This is a genomic window from Pseudomonas spelaei (assembly GCF_009724245.1).
GTDB classification, from domain to species: domain Bacteria; phylum Pseudomonadota; class Gammaproteobacteria; order Pseudomonadales; family Pseudomonadaceae; genus Aquipseudomonas; species Aquipseudomonas spelaei.
Genome location: NZ_WNNK01000005.1, coordinates 119,236 through 136,398 on the forward strand (window position 1 = coordinate 119,236; position 17,163 = coordinate 136,398).

Here is a 17,163-nt window from a genome sequence, read left to right on the forward strand (position 1 = left end):
CCCTGAACCGGGTATTTCAAGCGCATTGCTGATTCCCCACCCTCTCTGGATTGGACTCAGGCCAGGTCGACCAACACGATCTCGCTGTCCTCAATCGCCGTCACCCGCAACACTTGCTCATCCTCAATCGCTACACCGTCTCGAGCTTGCGCACGCAAGCCATTGACTTCAATGACCCCCGTAGCCGGCACCAGATACGCCCGGCGCCCGCTGTCCAGCCGGTACTCGGCGCTTTCCCCGGCTTTCAGGTTGGCCGCGACCAACCGCGCATCCGCCCGAATCCGCAGGCTTTCGGTATCGCCGGTTTTGCCGCTGGCCAAGGTCACAAAACCCTCACGATTGCCTTTTGGAAACGGCTTGGCACCCCACGATGGCGCGGAGCCGGCTTCATTGGGAATGATCCAGATCTGAAACAGCTTGGTGGGTGTGGCTTCAAGGTTGTATTCGCTGTGAGCGATACCGGTACCCGCGCTCATCACCTGTACGTCACCGGCTTCGGTACGGCCCTTGTTGCCGAGGCTGTCCTCGTGGGTGATGGCACCTTCACGGATATAGGTGATGATCTCCATGTCCCGGTGCGGGTGCTTCGGGAAACCGGTGCCCGGAGCAATGATGTCGTCGTTCCACACCCGCAGGTTGCCCCAGTGCATGCGGTTGGGTTCGTGGTACTCGGCGAATGAAAAGTGGTGATGGGCATCCAGCCAGCCGTGGTTGGCGCCGCCGAGGGTATTGAAAGGTCGAAGTTCAAGCATGATCGTCTCCTGTTGATGACAACATCATCCAATAGGCCAAGATCGATAAAAAGCGTAAAAACTGCCTGATTCTCATCAGTTAGTTCGATGTTTTGCAGATGCCACTACTTAGACCTAATCTTCACTTCATCGCCTAACTGCATGAGCACAAAGCAATTGGCTGGAACTGGCGGAGGATTCCGGCGACCATAGGCCTCCGCTTTTACCGCCCCATCGCAGGAGTCCGCGTGCCGCAACACACCCCCGATCTTCCGCCCGAACTGCGGCCGCTGGCCGAAATGCCTCTGTTGAAACGACTCGCCGCCCGACTCTTCGGCCACGGCCTGACGCGTCTGCGTGCCCAACACCGTTTCTCCTGGCTGCATGGCCAGGCAGACGGCTTTCGCAGTGGACACACGGCAGGCGTGGAGTATGGCTACCAGGAAGGCAAGATCGATGGCCTCGAGGAAGGCCGCCAAGTTCTGCTGATTCGCGACTTCCGTCCAGATGAACACCGTGCACCGGGGGTGGACGATGACCTGTTTGATGATTGGCGCCTGCCCCTCACTGCCGAGCTGAAAAAACGCATCAAGGCCGATGTGGCGCGCCTGCTGCCAGCCCATGCGCAACCGAGCGTTGCCCAATGGAAGATGATTTTCAGCGATACGCCGTCCACTTCGGTGATAGCCGGCGCCGGCGCGGGCAAGTCCACCTCGTTGGTGCTGCGTATCCTGCTGCTCACCCACTACCTGGGCTTTGAACTGGGTTCAATGACCGTGGTGACGTTCACCCGGGAGTCGCGCAGAGACTTCATCAATAAGCTCATGGAGATTCTCAGCCTGTGGGGCCAACCCCTTGGAATGAAAGAGGCACAAGCGGTGGTGCGCACCTTCCATTCGCGTATCTTGCCGATGGTCCGCAGCCTGCCAGGCTTTGAACGGCTGCAAGCGTTTGAAAACCTCAATGCCCGCACTGAAGCGGGGTTTGATGAGGTAGACAGTAACCCCTTCGAACTGCGCATCAACGACACCCAGCGCCAACAACTGAACGCCTGTTACCACGGGCTCTACGGTCGTCATGAGCGGTTTCGTGAGCTGATAGCGCCCCTGGCGCGCCATGCCCTGCAACTCAAGGAGCTGGAGCGCGACCACCCGGACGTGCAGAAGCGGGTAGCGGTGACCGAGCTGGCGGCCAAGCGCGATGAAGAGCTTTGCGATGCCATCGAAGACTTGTGGTTTCGTGCCGGCGCCTGGCCAATCAAGGGGATCGAGCCGAATCGGCAGACGGTGCAAATCAACGGGGCGCAGTTCCATTGCCATGGTTACATCGCCGAACTGGATACCTGGGTGGTATTGGGCTTCGATCCGCATGAGAACGCCCGGATCAGCCGTCCAGGTTCCAAGCTGTCGGTGCGTGCGGAGTGGGCGGTCAAACGCACGTTGTTTCAAGCTTTCTGTCGCAAGCCATTGATATGGATTGAAAGTTATGAGTCGTCAAAGCGTTTGCTGAGCAGTCTGGCAGGGGACGCAACCGCCGGACCGGGCTTTGATTACAAGGTCAAGGGCGAACTGGCGTCGGCACCGCTGCTGGACAGTTTTGTCGCGGCAGCCGGCTTTATCGAGAACCTGGGCCTGGATGTACCCACCGCCGTGGGGCAAATGAGCTTCGCCAAGGACGACCCTGACCGTTTCTTCTTTGAAGCCCTGAGCATCTTCTGGAAGGCCCTGGAAGATCACCTGCTGGACCAATCGCCGCCGATCATGACCTACAACCGGATGTTCTCGTTGTTTGGCGAAAACACCCCGGAAAACCTGAAGTTGCTCAGTGACGGGCTATTACGGCCGATGTCGCACCTGATGATCGATGAATTCCAGGACGTGTCACCACAGATCGTCTCGTGGCTGCGCGCCAGCCTGCGGGAGATCCGCAGCCGTGGTCCGGCGATGCATGTGGGCCGTGGCGCGCAGTGTTCTTCGCTGTTGTGCGTAGGGGATGATTGGCAGTCGATCTATGGCTGGCGCGGCAGCTCGCCCAAATACTTCATGGAGTTCAACAAGGAGTTCCCGTCGCCGGCCACGACCCGGGTGATGCTGGGGGAGAATTATCGCAGCCACCAACATGTGATTGATGCCGCCGAGCATATCGTACGGGCCACACCGGCCATCAGTGGCAAGAAGGCCAAGGCGAGCGGGGCGCCGAAGGCCCTGGTACCTGTGGTGGTGCGTGATCGCGATGATGCGGCCTTGGGCCGGGAGCTGTTGGCGCACTATCAACAGGGCGATTCAATATTAATGTTGTATCGAAAAAGTAGCGATAAGCTATTGATTCAAGAGCATATTCAGTCAGTAGTTAATCTGGATTCGAGCTTGCCGCCCACAGCGCGCCGGCTCAAGCAATTGACCTATCACAGCGCCAAAGGGCTGCAGGCGGACGCCGTGTTCTTGCTTGGGGATTGCCAGCACCTGACGAGTTCACCCTATAAGAATCAGGTCTACCGCATGGCGGGATTGGGCAAAGAGGGTGATGCCCAAGCGTACGATTCTGCGCAGAAGGACGAAGTATTGCGCCTGGCTTATGTGGGCATTACCCGGGCCGTGAGCCATTGCTATTGGTACATCGAAGGGCAGGACGCCCAAGGGGTGAATGTGCCGAAGGCGTCGGATCGTATTGCGCAGGGCAAAGCGTTTTTTGATGATCAGCGTGGCTCAAAGCCACAGGAGCGAGGCGGCTCGCTCCTGTAGTTGATGTTAAGCCCGCAGGGACAGCGGCGGCACAAACGATTCCAGCTCGTCTTCGACGGCCTCGATAATCCGCTCCACATCCGCCGCATTCATTACCGTGGAGCAGGGGATACCGGCGATGGCGATCAGGGTTTCGCCACTGGCGCGGTCAAACAGCCTGGCAATCATGCTTGCAGGAGTGTCCATACTCCCTTCAAAGCCCATTGGATGGAAATGCCAGCGCATCAGCTGGCAGGCGTTGGGGAACGTCACTTTGTTCATGTTGCCCACCTTGTTCATTGAGCGCTTCCTTTAGCTCGCGGCAGGGGCGCCATGACCGTCACTGGTCAGGGCCGTTGAAAACTTAAAATAGCATTCGTTCGCAACACCATGGGCAGTTTTTTAGCTCCGTTCGGCGGTTGTCATCCACTCATTTGATGTGCGTCATATCCCACAGAACTTTGGGCGATAGGCCATTAGTCAGAACTGTCAATTGACCATTGAAGGCGCAGGAAAAGTTCGGCAAGCTCCGGGGTTTGCCAGCCCCAGAGCATTTTATGCCCGACATCGCCCCAGACGATGACTCCCAGCAGACCCAGGCCACCGGCGAGATCGTCCTGCGTCATCACCTATGCTGGAAGCGACGGGACCTGGAAGGGGTGATGGCGTACTACCACCCGGCAATCCAGTACCACGATTTCTTTCAGAACCGCGTGGTGGGTTTTGACGAGCTGCGCGAGTACCTGCACGCCAGCATGCCCCGCGGCCCCGATGAAGCGATTGAGCACAGTGACCGCATCCGTGTCGACGGCGACACAGCATTCATTCAATACCGCATCACCTTGCGGGGCAGTCAGGGCCTGGTGTCGTTTCGCACCAGTGAAGCGATCACCGTGCGCGACGGCCTGATCTGGCGAGTCAATGAATATGCCTCACTGGTGCATGAGCAACCCACCAGCCGTACCCGCTCCCAGGCGCTGCGCCCGACCGTCAGCCGCCTGGGCCTGTCGCCCCAGCAGTTGAGTTACCTGGCCAACGACTTGCAGCAGTACTTCCAGCATCAACAACCCTATCTGGATCCGGAACTCGACCTGCAACAGGTGGCCAAGGAGTGCGGCTACAGCCGCAACCAGATTTCCTACCTGTTGAATCAGGTGCTGGGGCAGAGCTTTTACCGCTACGTCAACCAGGCGCGCTTACAGCATTTGCTCGCGACGCTGGACAAGGCCACGCCGCCGATTCGCATCGATGAGCTGGCCTTTGCCGCCGGTTTCAATTCCCTGTCGGCCTTCTACAGCTGTTTTCGTCAGCACACAGGCTTGTCGCCCAAGGCCTACGTCAAACAAATTTCCCTGCGTGCACGCGCGCAAGACGCTTACTGAGGTCAGGCACTAGGATCACGCCATCGATTTTGGGTGGTGGAGTTGGGTATGCCGGCGTGGCGCACTATCAGTTTATGGATGGACCAGTTGGATGAGCCGCTGGTGGCTCGACCGTCGCTGGAGCAGGACCTGGACGTCAACGTGGTCATCATCGGTGCCGGTTATACCGGGCTGTGGACTGCCTATTACCTCAAGCGCCAGGCCCCTGAACTGAAGATCGCCATCATCGAGGCGCAAACCGCCGGCTTTGGCGCTTCGGGCCGCAACGGTGGCTGGTTGATGGGCAATCTGCTGGGAGAAGACAGCTTGCTGGCGGGATTGTCCCCCGAACAACGCCGCGCCTCGTTCGACTTGCTGCATGGCATCCCCGATGAAGTGGCCCAGGTGATCGAGCGCGAAGGTATCGCCTGCGATTACCGCAAGGGCGGAGTGCTGTACTGCGCGGCCCGCTATCCCGAGCAGGAAGTCAGCCTGCGTCAATACTTGAAAAAACTGCATGCCCAAGGCCTCACCGAAGACGATTATCGCTGGTTGAGCCCGCAACAGTTGGCCGAGCAGATTCGTATCGCCAAGCCTTACGGCGGCATTTACGCCCCGCATGTCGCGACTATTCACCCGGCCAAGCTGGTACGAGGCCTGGCGCGCGTGGTCGAGCAAATGGGGGTCAAAATCTACGAAAACAGCCCGGTGACCCACTGGCAGTCCGGTAGCCTGCGCACCGACAAGGCGAAGGTCCGTGCTTCCTGGGTGGTGCCGGCCGTCGAGGGCTATGCCACGACCCTGGCGCCTTTGGGGCGTTATCAATTGCCAGTACAAAGCCTGATTGTCGCTACTGAGCCGCTGCCCGCCAGTACCTGGGACGAAATCGGCCTGAACCGAGGCCAGGCCTTTGGCGAAAGCAGCCGCCAGGTCACTTATGGCCAGCGCACGATGGACAACCGCCTGGTGTTCGGCGCCCGTGGCGGCTATCAGTTTGCCGGCAAGCTGCGGCACAACTTTGACTTGACCGACAGTGAAGTGGAACTGCGCCGCTATCTGTTCGGCGAGCTGTTTCCCCAACTCAAGAACGTACGCATCACTCACGCCTGGGGCGGCAACCTGGGCATGTCCCGACGCTTCAGGCCGCACATGCTCTGCGATCACACGACGGGCATTGCCTTGTCCGGTGGTTATGGCGGTGAGGGTGTCGGGGCCAGCCACCTCGGCGGCCGGACGCTGGCGGACATGATCCTGGGCCTCGACACGTCGTTGGTCAGCCAGCCATGGGTTATCCCTCAAGGCTCCCTGGACGCCCTCAAGGCCTGGGAGCCGGAACCCTGCCGCTGGCTGGGCTACAACGCGATCATCCGCAGCTTTGTCCACGAAGACCAGACCCTGGCCAACCCCGACAGCGCACCCTGGCGCCGCCGTTTGGCCAGCGGGGTTGCGGGGTTCATGGAAGGCTTCATGCACTAAGTCGTTTCAATTACTGCAGGTATGACCATGAGCATCACTCAATTCAAAGACACCCTCAACGCCCACTTGCCGGATTCCGGCCCCGTCGCCGTGCCGCTGGGCACTCCGGTGGCCGTGGCGTCAACCTTGAGTGTGGAGCGCAGCGATGGCGTCGAAACCGGCATCTGGGCATGCACCCCCGGGCGCTGGCGCCGGCAAATCGTGGCCCAGGAGTTCTGCCACTTCATCCAGGGCCGCTGCACGTTTACCCCGGACGACGGCGAAACCCTGCATATCGAAGCCGGCGACGCACTGATGTTGCCCGCCAACAGCACCGGTATCTGGGACATCCAGGAAACCGTGCGCAAGACCTACGTGTTGATTCTGTAAACCTTTGATCCTTGATCGCCTGCCATAAAAACAGCCCTATAACCGCCAGGAAATCGAACCATGAAGCCCATTGTCCTGTTGCCCTTGCTGCTGGTGGCCTCCCTCAGCCAGGCCGCCGAAACGGTAAAAATCTACAACTGGTCGGACTACATTGCCCCGGACACTACAAAGAACTTCCAGAAAGAAACCGGCATCGCCTTCACCTACGACGTCTATGACAGCAACGAGACCCTCGACGGCAAGTTGATGACCGGCAAATCCGGCTACGACGTGGTGTTTCCGTCCAACCACTTCATGGCCCGGCAGATTCAGGGTGGCGCGCTGAAGAAGCTCGACAAGAGCCAGTTACCCAACTGGAAAAACCTCAATCCGGTGCTGCTCAAGGCCCTGGAAAACAACGACCCGGGCAATGCCCACGGCTTCCCGTACCTGTGGGGCAGCACCGGCATTGGCTACAACATCGACAAGGTCAAGGCAGTGCTGGGAGACAGTGCCCCGGTGGACTCCTGGGACCTGATCTTCAAGCCCGAGTACATGCAAAAGCTGCAAAAGTGCGGGGTCGCTATCCTCGACAACGGCCCGGAACTGTTGCCGGCCGCGCTGAACTACCTGGGCTTGGCGCACCACAGCAAGAACCCCGAGGACTACAAGAAAGCCGAAGCACTGCTGATGAAGGTGCGGCCTTACGTCAGTTACTTCCACTCCTCGAAATACACCAGCGACCTGGCCAACGGCGACATCTGCGTAGCGGTCGGCTTTTCCGGCGACATCCTGCAAGCCGAAAGCCGCGCCAACGAAGCCAGGAATGGCGTGAAGATCGGCTACAACATTCCCAAGGAAGGCGCAGCCATCTGGTTCGACATGGTGGCCATGCCCGCCGACGCCCCGGATGAAAAGGCCGGTTATGCCTTCATGAACTACCTGCTGCGCCCCGACGTGATGGCCAGCATCACCAACCATGTGCACTACGCCAACGGCAATGCTGCGGCCGACAGCCTGGTGGACCCGGCAATCAAGAGCGACACCAAGGTCTACCCGAGCCCGGAAATGATGGGCAAGTTGTTTGCGCTGGAAGCAATGCCGCTGAACATCGACCGGATTCGCACGCGGGTGTGGAACACGATTCGTACAGGGCGCTAATTAGTGTTATTTCGGACGCACTGTGCAATACCCGTCAGTGACGGAATGAGGGTCAGGTAAACGAACGCAATCCTGTGTGGGAGTTGTCGAGCTTTAGCGAGGCTGCGATGACGTCGGCACAGCCAACATTGACGTTGCCTGACCCACCGCTATCGTAGCCTCGCCGGGGCTCGACAACTCCCACCTCTGATTTTCTCTGTCTCGAGGCCCTGCGTTCGCTTAAATGATCGGCACTAGGCGCGCTGCGTCTCTTTTTTGCGCTACGGATTCTCCAGGTCATGCCCCAACGACTGGATAAACAACGCAAACAACTCCGGCTGTGACGAGATATCCAGCTTGGCATACAGGTGCCGGCGATGAACCTTGACCGTGTCCGGTGAGATGCTCAGGCGCTCGGCCATGGCCTTGGAAGAAAACCCGCGCAATACCAGACGAGCAATTTCCAGCTCGCGCTCCGACAGCACACCGCTGCCAAATTGACTCAATGCATCACGAATCTGGCTGGCCATGGCGTCCGGTGCCGGCGCCCGTTGGGTGCTTTGTTGCCAATGCTGCTGCATCAACGGCAACACCCAGGCAGACAGGGTGGTCATCAGGCCTGTTTCATCCGGGGTAAACAGCCGCTGCATGCCCAGGGACAGGGACAGGGTTCCGCTGCCCGGCAGTTGCAGAATGAACTGCATCTCGTCTTCCAGCACGTTGTCGTGAAAGTAGCTGAGGAAGTATTCGCTCTGGCGAAAGTGATCCGGCGCCACTTCTTCAAGGTGGTACACACCGTTGGCGTAGCCGTCCCGACACGCCTGGAAAAACGGGTCGATCAAGTACAGACCATTGAGATAAATCAGCATCGGTGTGGGCTTGTTGCTGGGTTGGGCGTCGTATTCTTCCAGTGCCTGGGGCACGCCCTCAAGGGGGTAGAAAATCGCCAGGGCATTATCGAACGGCAGGCACTGGTGCAACAGCAGGATCAACTGCTTCCAGAAGCGTTCGGTTCCGAGCTGCGCCACGGTTCGACCCAGTCCAGTGTGCATGCCGACTTCCCTGAACAGGCTCATGTACGGTGCTCCGACGGCGAAAAGATTGCGCAAGGTTTCGGCTTTTGCCGGTTCCCGTCAAGGGGAGTACTCCAATAGGGGAATTGGCCGCGTGGAACACAGGGTCTAGATTCGCTGACAGCCAGCGGGAAGCATATCCCGCACTGCTTATCCCTTTTCGTTTCTGCCTCAAACCAAGAATAACTACGAGGATAACGATATGAGTGCTTCTCCCGCGCCCGACGGCGTATTGAAACCCACCTTGAGCGTGTTCGACGTTGTCGCGATTACCGTCTCGGCGGTGACTCCGGCCAGTTCCGTATTCGTGATCGCGCCGTTTGCCATCCAGCAGGCCGGCAGTGGGGTGTTCCTGGCGTTCGTGATGGCGGCGGTGCTCGCGCTGATGTTCGCCTTCTGTTACGCAGAGCTGGGCCGTGCCCATAACAGCGCCGGGGGTGAATACGTTTACGCCAAGCGTGTGTTCGGCGGCATGGCCGGCTACGCAACCTTCCTCACGGTGCTGGTGATGTTGCTGTTTATCCCGCCGGTGCTGGCCACCGGCGCCGCGACCTATCTCAACAACGCCCTGGGCACTAAATTCGACTCGCAAACCGTGGCCCTGGTGATCGTGGTCTGCAGCTACGCCTTGGGCATTCTCAATATCAAGCTTAACGCCTGGATCACTGGCACTTGTTTGCTGCTGGAAGTGGCCGCCTTGCTGGTGATCGTGGTGATCGGCTTCGGCAACCCGGTGCAGCCGGCCAGCGTGTTGTTCCAACCGCAAATTGTCGAAAACGGCGTGCTGCACCTGGCGCCTTGGGCGCTGGTGATTGGCGCGGTGGGTATTGGTCTGTTCTCGTTCAATGGTTACGGCCCGGCGGTGCTGTTGGCCGAAGACATGAAGTGTGGCGGCAAGGGCGTGCACAAGGCGGTGCTGTGGTCCCTGGGGTTGGTGGTGGTGATCGAGCTGGTACCGATCACCGCGCTGTTGATTGGCGCGCCTTCCCTCAGTGCAATGATCAGCAGCCCCGATCCTATCGGTTACCTGTTGACCAGCCACGGCAATGAGACCTTGTCACGGCTGGTGAGCGCCGGGATTTTCCTGTCGGTGTTCAATGCCATCGTCGCCATCGTCATCCAGATTGGCCGGGTGGTGTTCAGCAGTGGCCGCGACGCCTTGTGGACGCCCGCCATCAATAAACTGTTCACCCGCATTCATCCGCGCTGGGACTCCCCGTGGCTGGCTACGCTGTTCCTGGCGATTCCGTCGGCGTTGCTCAGTTTCAGCTCCAACCTGGCGGACCTGACGTCCTTCAGCGTGCTGCTGATCATGCTGGTGTACCTGATGGTGGCCTTGAGCGCGCTGATGAGTCGGGTGCTGTTGCGTGATCGCGAGCATCCTTATCGCATGCCACTGTGGCCGCTGCCGGCGTTGCTGGCGGTGCTGGGGGCCGGCTATCTATTGTTTACCTTGATCCTTGAGGCTTCGGCCCGGGACATCATGATCATTATCGGCTTGTTGGCACTGTCGGTGATTTTGTATTGCATCAGCGGCCGGTTGAGTCCGGCGTTCCAGAAACTGTAAGGAGTGGTTATGCGCGCACGTCAATTGGGCATCACGTTGGGGCTGGGCACGCCCGGTGAATTGAATGCTATCACCGACGTCCCCGGCGTTCGGGTTGGCCACAGCACCCTCAAGACCCGTATCGATGGCAAACAGGTCCGCACCGGCGTGACGGTGATCCAGCCTCGATCGGGTGAAGCCCGGCAACAACCGTGCTTTGCCGGCTACCACGTGCTCAATGGCAACGGCGACGCCACCGGTCTGGAATGGATCAGCGAGTCGGGCTTGCTGACCACGCCACTGGCAATCACCAATACCCACAGCCTCGGCATCGTGCGCGACACCTTGATTGCGCTGGAGCGAGAAAAGCTGGCGGACCCTGCGGTGTATTGGTGCATGCCGGTGGTGATGGAAACCTATGACGGCTTGCTCAACGACATCTGGGGCCAGCATGTCGGCCCCGAGCATGTGCGCGAAGCCTTGGCTGGTGCTGTATCAGGCCCGGTACAGGAGGGGGCAGTCGGCGGCGGTACAGGGATGATCTGCCATGAGTTCAAGGGCGGTATCGGCACGGCGTCGCGTCGGCTATCGACAGAGCAGGGCGGCTGGACCGTGGGTGTGCTGGTCCAGGCCAACCACGGCAAGCGTCAGGAGTTGCGCGTGGATGGCTATCCGGTGGGTCGTCACTTGATGGAGATTCCTTCACCGTTTGCCGAGCGCGGTACACCTGGCATGGGCTCGATCGTGGTGATCCTGGCCACCGACGCGCCATTGCTGCCGCATCAGTGCCAGCGGTTGGCGCAACGGGCGTCCATCGGTATTGCCCGCACGGGTGGCGGCACCGAGGATTCCAGTGGTGACCTGTTCCTCGCGTTCGCCACCGGCAACCAGGATTTGCCGCCTGCGGATTATGGGCGCAAGAACCTGCCGTTCAGCACGCCGCTGGCGATGGTCAATAACGATCACATTTCTCCGCTGTTCAGTGCGGCTGCCGAGGCCGTGGAGGAGGCGATCGTTAATGCGATCCTCGCCGGGGAGGACATGGATACCGAGGAGGGTGTTCTGGTGCCAGGGCTCGATGGGCAGACATTGCTGGGGGCGTTGCGCGCAACAGGTTGGCGTACTCACTAAGCATGTGTTCAGTTTGTCCCCGTAATAGGGGACAAGCTGTCAATACTATTAAAAGTAGTGGCTCTTTAATCTTTCTAATGACACGGTGGCACTTTCTTAGTGCACCCAAACAATATATTGGATCCATTTAGTCGCTGAATGTGAGCTGCTTAACACTTAAAGCTTTAGTAGTATTTAATATTTAAATATTGGTTTGCACCTGTTTGGCCCAATGGAGGCTCAAGACAAAGGAATATTCAGAGTTATTTTCCCGTGTTTGCAGGAGTTGTTGATCCAGCGCATTTTTGTCGTGAAAAAAGTGCTGGACGATTGATTTCGAATTGTGTCAGTTTTTCTACCGCCTTCATAAGAGGCGAGTGATAGGACGATCTCGCCAGAGATGGTCTCTATCGGACAAAAACTGTTCCACTTGCAAACAAGGAAGTACGTTTATGTCAAAAGTAAAAGACAAAGCTATTGTATCGGCGGCTCAAGCAAGTAGCGCCTATACGCAAATTGATAGCTTTAGCCATCAGTATGACCGTGGCGGCAACCTCACGGTCAATGGCAAGCCCTCGTTTTCTGTCGACCAGGCAGCTGACCACCTGTTGCGCGAAGGTGGGGTATACCGGGATGTCGACGGCAACGGCAAGATCGACCTTACCTATACCTTCCTGACCTCGGCTTCCACGGCGACCATGAACCATCATGGTATCTCCGGGTTCAGCCAGTTCAACACCCAGCAGAAAGCACAGGCCGTACTGGCCATGCAATCCTGGGCGGATGTCGCCAAGGTCACCTTTACCGAGAAAGCCTCGGGCGGTGACTTCCATATGACGTTTGGTAACTACAGCAGTGGCCAGGATGGCGCGGCAGCGTTTGCCTATCTGCCGGGTACCAACGAGAAGTACAACGAGAGTGGCCTTGATGGCACCTCCTGGTACCTGACCAATAGCAGCTACACACCGAACAAGACGCCGGACCTGAACAACTACGGTCGTCAGACACTGACCCACGAAATTGGCCATACCCTGGGCCTGTCCCACCCCGGCGATTACAACGCCGGGACTGGCAACCCATCCTACAAGGATGCGGATTACGGACAAGACTCACGTGGCTACAGTGTCATGAGTTACTGGAGCGAGAGCAACACCAGCCAGAACTTCACCAAAGGCGGCGTAGAGGCTTACTCGTCGGGTCCGCTGATCGATGACATCGCGGCGATCCAGAAGCTCTATGGTGCCAACTACGCAACCCGTTCGGGTGACACCACCTACGGCTTCAACTCCAATACCGGGCGTGATTTCCTCAGCGCCACCTCGAACTCCGACAAACTGGTGTTCTCGGTATGGGACGGTGGCGGCAACGACACCCTGGACTTCTCTGGCTTCACTCAAAACCAGAAAATCAACCTCAATGAGACCTCGTTCTCAGACGTTGGTGGCCTGGTTGGCAACGTTTCCATTGCCAAGGGTGTGACCATCGAGAACGCCATCGGCGGCTCCGGCAACGATCTGCTGATCGGTAACGCTGCGGCCAACACCCTCAAAGGCGGTGCCGGTAACGACATCATCTTCGGTGGTGGCGGGGCGGACAAGCTGTGGGGCGGTGCGGGTTCGGACACCTTTGTGTTCGGTGCCAGCTCCGATTCCAAGCCGGGTGCGGCGGATCAGATCCTGGACTTCACCTCGGGTTCGGACAAGATCGACCTGACCGGTATCACCAAAGGCGCGGGCCTGACCTTCGTGAATTCGTTCACCGGTCATGCAGGCGACGCGGTGCTCAGCTATGCCTCAGGTACCAACCTGGGCACGCTGGCAGTGGACTTCTCCGGGCATGGCGTGGCGGATTTCCTCGTCACTACCGTAGGCCAGGCAGCCGTCAACGACATCGTGGCCTGATTCAGGCGTAAAGGAGAGCGGTGCGCGCGCGCCGCTCTCTGCCCTTGCATCCGTCCTACAAACGAGCGATGGTGCCGGAGCATGAAAGGAAGCGCCCATGAACAGATATCACACCGCAGCCCGCCGGGTTTTCCTGGGGTTGCTTATGTCGGCAGGAGCCACAGCCATGGCCAGCAGTTTGATTTTACCCAGCCCCGCACAACTGGCGGGGCACTGGGAGTTGCACCAGCAAGACCAGGTTTGCCCGCTGGACCTGATTGAAAACGCCAGCGCCCTGGGCGGTGACGTGGAATGCGCCAGCCGTTGGCTGGGCGATACACCCTCAAGTTGGTCACCTACACCCGACGGAATCTGGTTGATGAATGCCGAAGGCACGGGCATTAGTCACTTGAACCGCGTGAAAGAAGGCGAATACGAAGTCCGGACTAAGTCTGGAGAAACAGTTGTACTAAGGCGTGCACCTTAATTGTGCGACTAAATGATTTTCGAGTTATATCGTTATAACCAATGTCCGTCGCCTCGGCGGATTAAAAAGAGTGCGTAGAGCACCCGACTATTGGTTTGTCTGTCACTTTTAACGCCCCACAAGGGTCTTGATAGTTTGCCCGCCCCTCACCGGGTCGCCCGGCAAACTATTGTGCGCATTTCAGCTCAGGGAAATTAAGCAACATGGCGAAGACCACTCCCGTTGCACCACTGTTCAAAGCGCTGGGCGATTACAAAAGTATTCTGATCAGCATTGGTTGCTTCACCGCATTGATCAATGTGCTGATGCTGGTGCCCTCGATTTACATGCTGCAAGTTTACGACCGCGTCCTGTCCTCCCAGAACGAAACCACCCTGGTCATGTTGACCCTGATGGTGGTGGGCTTCTTCGCCTTTATCGGCGTGCTGGAAGTGATCCGCAGCTTTATCGTGATCCGCATCGGCAGCCAGTTGGAGCGGCGCTTCAACCTGCGGGTGTACAAGGCAGCGTTCGAGCGCAACCTGAAGCGGGGCGAAGGACACGCCGGGCAGTCCCTGGGGGACTTGACCCACATGCGCCAATTCATCACGGGACCTGCGTTGTTCGCGTTCTTTGACGCACCGTGGTTCCCGATCTACCTGTTTGTGATCTTCCTGTTCAACGTCTGGCTCGGCGTATTGGCCACCGCCGGTGCGGTGCTGCTGATTGCCCTGGCGTGCCTCAACGAATACCTGACGAAAAAGCCGTTGGGGGAAGCCAGCGGCTATTCCCAGCAGTCGACGCAACTGGCGACCAGCCACCTGCACAACGCTGAAACCATCCAGGCCATGGGCATGCTCGGCGCCTTGCGCAAACGCTGGTTCCAGGTGCACTCGCGGTTTCTGGGGTTGCAGAACAAGGCCAGTGACACCGGTTCGATCATCAGTTCCCTGAGCAAATCATTACGGCTGTGCCTGCAGTCTTTGGTGCTGGGATTGGGCGCGCTGCTGGTGATCAAGGGTGACATGACCGCCGGGATGATGATCGCCGGCTCCATTCTGATGGGCCGGGTATTGAGCCCTATCGATCAATTGATTGCCGTGTGGAAGCAATGGAGTTCGGCCAAGCTGGCCTATCAACGCCTGGATGGCCTGTTGCAGGAGTTTCCACCGGAAGGTGAGCAGATGGTCTTGCCGGCGCCCAAGGGGCAGGTGAGTTTCGAGCAGGTCACGGCCGGCCCTCCGGGGCGGCGCATGGCGACCTTGCATCAAGTCAGCTTCGGCCTGGCGGCTGGAGAAGTGTTGGGCGTGCTGGGTGCTTCCGGTTCGGGTAAATCGACGCTGGCTCGTGTGTTGGTGGGCGTCTGGCCAACCCTGGCGGGCACTGTGCGCCTGGACGGTGCAGACATCCACCGCTGGGACCGCGACGATCTCGGCCCGCATATCGGTTACCTGCCGCAAGACATCGAACTGTTCAGCGGCAGCATTGCCGACAACATCGCGCGTTTTCGCGAAGCTGATCCGGAGCTTGTGGTGCGGGCCGCCGAGCAGGCTGGCGTGCACGAACTGATCCTGCGCTTGCCCCATGGATACGACACCGTGCTGGGCGACGACGGTAGCGGCCTGTCCGGCGGTCAGAAACAACGAGTGGCCCTGGCCCGGGCGCTCTACGGCAATCCTCGATTGATCGTGCTTGATGAACCCAACTCCAACCTCGACACCGTCGGCGAAGCCGCCTTGGCCAGTGCCATCGTGCAGATGAAGGCTCAGGGCAGCAGTGTGATCCTGGTGACGCACCGTTCCTCGGCCCTGGCCCAGGCCGACAAGTTGCTGGTGCTCAACGAAGGGCGCTTGCAGGCGTTCGGTCCAAGCCAGGAGGTGCTGCGTGCATTGTCCGGTCAGCAACAAGAAGCGCCGCGTGAAAAGGCCGGGGTCAGCCTCAGCCGTCAGTATCAAGCCGGAAGGAACCCAGGCGCATGAGCATCGACAACAGCATTCAAATCAATCACGACTATGAGCAGACACACCCTGAGCGCGACGCGCGGTTTTTCTCTCGGATGGGCTGGCTGCTGACGGTGGTCGGCGCCGGTGGCTTTTTCCTCTGGGCCAGCCTGGCGCCCCTGGATCAAGGCATTCCGGTGCAGGGCACGGTGGTGGTTTCCGGTAAACGCAAAGCGGTGCAAACCCTGAGCCCCGGCGTGGTCAGCCGGATCCTGGTGCGTGAAGGCGAGTTGGTGAAACAGGGGCAACCGCTGTTTCGCCTCGACCAGACGCAAAGCCAGGCCGATGTGCAATCCCTGCAGGCCCAGTACCGCATGGCCTGGGCCAGCGTTGCCCGCTGGCAGAGCGAGCGTGACAACCGTACCAGCATCAGCTTTCCCGCCGAACTGAGCGGCAACCCTGATCCGGCCCTGGCCCTGGTGCTGGAAGGCCAACGCCAACTGTTCAGCAGCCGCCGCGAAGCCTTTGCCCGGGAGCAGGCGGGGATCCGCGCCAGTATCGAAGGCGCCACTTCGCAACTGAGCGGCATGCGCCGTGCCCGCAGCGACCTGACAGCCCAGGCACAATCCCTGCGCGATCAACTGAGCAACCTGCAACCCTTGGCCGACAACGGCTATATCCCGCGCAACCGGCTGATGGAGTACCAGCGCCAGCTGTCTCAGGTGCAACAGGACCTGGCGCAGAACACCGGGGAAAGCGGGCGAGTGGAGCAGGGCATCCTCGAATCGAAACTCAAGCTGCAACAGCACGTCGAGGAATATCAAAAGGAAGTGCGCAGCCAATTGGCCGACGCACAACTGCGCAGCCTGACCCTGGAGCAGCAATTGACCTCCGCCGGGTTTGACTTGCAGCACAGCGAAATCAACGCTCCGGCTGACGGCATTGCGGTCAACCTTGGGGTGCATACCGAAGGCGCCGTGGTGCGCGCCGGTGAAACCCTGCTGGAGATCGTGCCTCAGGGCACGCGCCTGGAAGTGGAAGGCCATCTGCCGGTGCACCTGGTGGACAAGGTCGGCACCCACCTGCCGGTGGACATTCTGTTCACGGCCTTCAACCAAAGCCGTACACCACGGGTGCCGGGGGAGGTCAGCCTGATTTCCGCCGACCAGATGCTCGACGAGAAAACCGGTGCGCCGTACTACGTGCTGCGTACCACCGTCAGTGACGGCGCCCTGGAAAAGCTCCACGGGCTGGTGATCAAGCCGGGGATGCCGGCAGAGATGTTCGTGCGCACCGGTGAGCGTTCACTGCTCAACTATCTGTTCAAGCCGCTGCTGGATCGCGCCGGCTCCGCGTTGACTGAGGAATGAGC

At 59.2% G+C, this 17,163-nt stretch carries 14 protein-coding genes; 11 read left to right on the forward strand and 3 right to left on the reverse strand.

The features are described 5' to 3' along the window. Positions 1-56 precede the first annotated feature (56 nt). On the reverse strand, positions 57-752 hold the full coding sequence (locus GNF76_RS07905) for a pirin family protein (protein ID WP_155582618.1): 696 nt from the start codon (positions 750-752) through the stop codon (positions 57-59). A 227-nt stretch (positions 753-979) separates the two neighbouring features. Here GNF76_RS07905 and GNF76_RS07910 point away from each other — a divergent pair, with 227 nt between their 5' ends. Further along, positions 980-3,472, forward strand: coding sequence for a UvrD-helicase domain-containing protein (locus tag GNF76_RS07910; protein WP_178123226.1), 2,493 nt, complete (start codon positions 980-982; stop codon positions 3,470-3,472). A gap of 6 nt (positions 3,473-3,478) precedes the next feature. Here GNF76_RS07910 and GNF76_RS07915 read toward each other — a convergent pair whose 3' ends face one another. Continuing rightward, a complete protein-coding gene (locus GNF76_RS07915) occupies positions 3,479-3,751 on the reverse strand; it encodes a DUF1652 domain-containing protein (protein ID WP_155582619.1) in 273 nt (90 codons plus the stop codon). 257 nt (positions 3,752-4,008) lie between these two features. On the opposite strand from GNF76_RS07915, the gene GNF76_RS07920 reads away from it, so the two are divergent. From GNF76_RS07920 to GNF76_RS07935, 4 genes are read left to right on the forward strand one after another with little or no spacing between them, the layout of a single operon-like run. Further along, positions 4,009-4,833, forward strand: coding sequence for a helix-turn-helix domain-containing protein (locus tag GNF76_RS07920; RefSeq protein WP_155582620.1), 825 nt, complete (start codon positions 4,009-4,011; stop codon positions 4,831-4,833). A 48-nt stretch (positions 4,834-4,881) separates the two neighbouring features. Further along, positions 4,882-6,288 carry an NAD(P)/FAD-dependent oxidoreductase gene (locus tag GNF76_RS07925; protein WP_155582621.1) on the forward strand — a complete coding sequence of 469 codons (1,407 nt, stop codon included), beginning with the start codon at positions 4,882-4,884 and terminating at the stop codon, positions 6,286-6,288. Positions 6,289-6,315: 27 nt separating this feature from the next. Next, complete coding sequence (locus GNF76_RS07930) at positions 6,316-6,657, forward strand: cupin domain-containing protein (protein WP_155582622.1); 342 nt, start codon at positions 6,316-6,318, stop codon at positions 6,655-6,657. 60 nt (positions 6,658-6,717) lie between these two features. Next, a complete protein-coding gene (locus GNF76_RS07935) occupies positions 6,718-7,797 on the forward strand; it encodes a polyamine ABC transporter substrate-binding protein (protein ID WP_155582623.1) in 1,080 nt (359 codons plus the stop codon). Between the two features lie 260 nt (positions 7,798-8,057). Here GNF76_RS07935 and GNF76_RS07940 read toward each other — a convergent pair whose 3' ends face one another. Beyond that, positions 8,058-8,852, reverse strand: coding sequence for a helix-turn-helix transcriptional regulator (locus GNF76_RS07940; protein WP_155582624.1), 795 nt, complete (start codon positions 8,850-8,852; stop codon positions 8,058-8,060). A gap of 199 nt (positions 8,853-9,051) precedes the next feature. Between GNF76_RS07940 and GNF76_RS07945 the strand changes: the two genes are divergently transcribed. The 6 genes from GNF76_RS07945 (at position 9,052) to GNF76_RS07970 (ending at position 17,161) form a co-directional block, all read left to right on the forward strand. After that, positions 9,052-10,416: an APC family permease gene (locus GNF76_RS07945; protein WP_155582625.1), complete on the forward strand. Its 1,365-nt coding sequence runs from the start codon at positions 9,052-9,054 to the stop codon at positions 10,414-10,416. A 9-nt stretch (positions 10,417-10,425) separates the two neighbouring features. Next, the gene (locus tag GNF76_RS07950) at positions 10,426-11,526 is read left to right on the forward strand and encodes a DmpA family aminopeptidase (protein WP_155582626.1); all 1,101 of its coding nucleotides are present in this window, start codon (positions 10,426-10,428) and stop codon (positions 11,524-11,526) included. A gap of 431 nt (positions 11,527-11,957) precedes the next feature. Further along, positions 11,958-13,406 (forward strand): serralysin family metalloprotease, encoded by a 1,449-nt coding sequence (locus tag GNF76_RS07955; RefSeq protein ID WP_155582627.1) that lies wholly within the window; start codon positions 11,958-11,960, stop codon positions 13,404-13,406. A gap of 97 nt (positions 13,407-13,503) precedes the next feature. Further along, positions 13,504-13,872, forward strand: coding sequence for a protease inhibitor Inh/omp19 family protein (locus GNF76_RS07960; protein WP_155582628.1), 369 nt, complete (start codon positions 13,504-13,506; stop codon positions 13,870-13,872). Between the two features lie 203 nt (positions 13,873-14,075). Beyond that, positions 14,076-15,830, forward strand: coding sequence for a type I secretion system permease/ATPase (locus tag GNF76_RS07965; RefSeq protein ID WP_155582629.1), 1,755 nt, complete (start codon positions 14,076-14,078; stop codon positions 15,828-15,830). After that, the gene (locus tag GNF76_RS07970; protein ID WP_155582630.1) at positions 15,827-17,161 is read left to right on the forward strand and encodes an HlyD family type I secretion periplasmic adaptor subunit; all 1,335 of its coding nucleotides are present in this window, start codon (positions 15,827-15,829) and stop codon (positions 17,159-17,161) included. Before GNF76_RS07965 ends, GNF76_RS07970 begins: the two co-directional genes overlap by 4 nt. The last annotated feature ends 2 nt before the right edge of the window (positions 17,162-17,163 follow it).

What these genes read in the sequence shown, in the direction of transcription:
- GNF76_RS07935 (WP_155582623.1), top strand. Translation starts at nt 6,718, where the DNA reads ATGAAGCCCATTGTCCTGTTGCCCTTGCTGCTGGTGGCCTCCCTCAGC.
- GNF76_RS07920 (WP_155582620.1), top strand. Translation starts at nt 4,009, where the DNA reads ATGCCCGACATCGCCCCAGACGATGACTCCCAGCAGACCCAGGCCACC.
- GNF76_RS07955 (WP_155582627.1), top strand. Translation starts at nt 11,958, where the DNA reads ATGTCAAAAGTAAAAGACAAAGCTATTGTATCGGCGGCTCAAGCAAGT.
- GNF76_RS07970 (WP_155582630.1), top strand. Translation starts at nt 15,827, where the DNA reads ATGAGCATCGACAACAGCATTCAAATCAATCACGACTATGAGCAGACA.
- GNF76_RS07940 (WP_155582624.1), bottom strand. Translation starts at nt 8,852, where the DNA reads ATGAGCCTGTTCAGGGAAGTCGGCATGCACACTGGACTGGGTCGAACC.
- GNF76_RS07915 (WP_155582619.1), bottom strand. Translation starts at nt 3,751, where the DNA reads ATGAACAAGGTGGGCAACATGAACAAAGTGACGTTCCCCAACGCCTGC.
- GNF76_RS07945 (WP_155582625.1), top strand. Translation starts at nt 9,052, where the DNA reads ATGAGTGCTTCTCCCGCGCCCGACGGCGTATTGAAACCCACCTTGAGC.
- GNF76_RS07905 (WP_155582618.1), bottom strand. Translation starts at nt 752, where the DNA reads ATGCTTGAACTTCGACCTTTCAATACCCTCGGCGGCGCCAACCACGGC.
- GNF76_RS07960 (WP_155582628.1), top strand. Translation starts at nt 13,504, where the DNA reads ATGAACAGATATCACACCGCAGCCCGCCGGGTTTTCCTGGGGTTGCTT.
- GNF76_RS07925 (WP_155582621.1), top strand. Translation starts at nt 4,882, where the DNA reads ATGCCGGCGTGGCGCACTATCAGTTTATGGATGGACCAGTTGGATGAG.
- GNF76_RS07950 (WP_155582626.1), top strand. Translation starts at nt 10,426, where the DNA reads ATGCGCGCACGTCAATTGGGCATCACGTTGGGGCTGGGCACGCCCGGT.
- GNF76_RS07930 (WP_155582622.1), top strand. Translation starts at nt 6,316, where the DNA reads ATGAGCATCACTCAATTCAAAGACACCCTCAACGCCCACTTGCCGGAT.
- GNF76_RS07965 (WP_155582629.1), top strand. Translation starts at nt 14,076, where the DNA reads ATGGCGAAGACCACTCCCGTTGCACCACTGTTCAAAGCGCTGGGCGAT.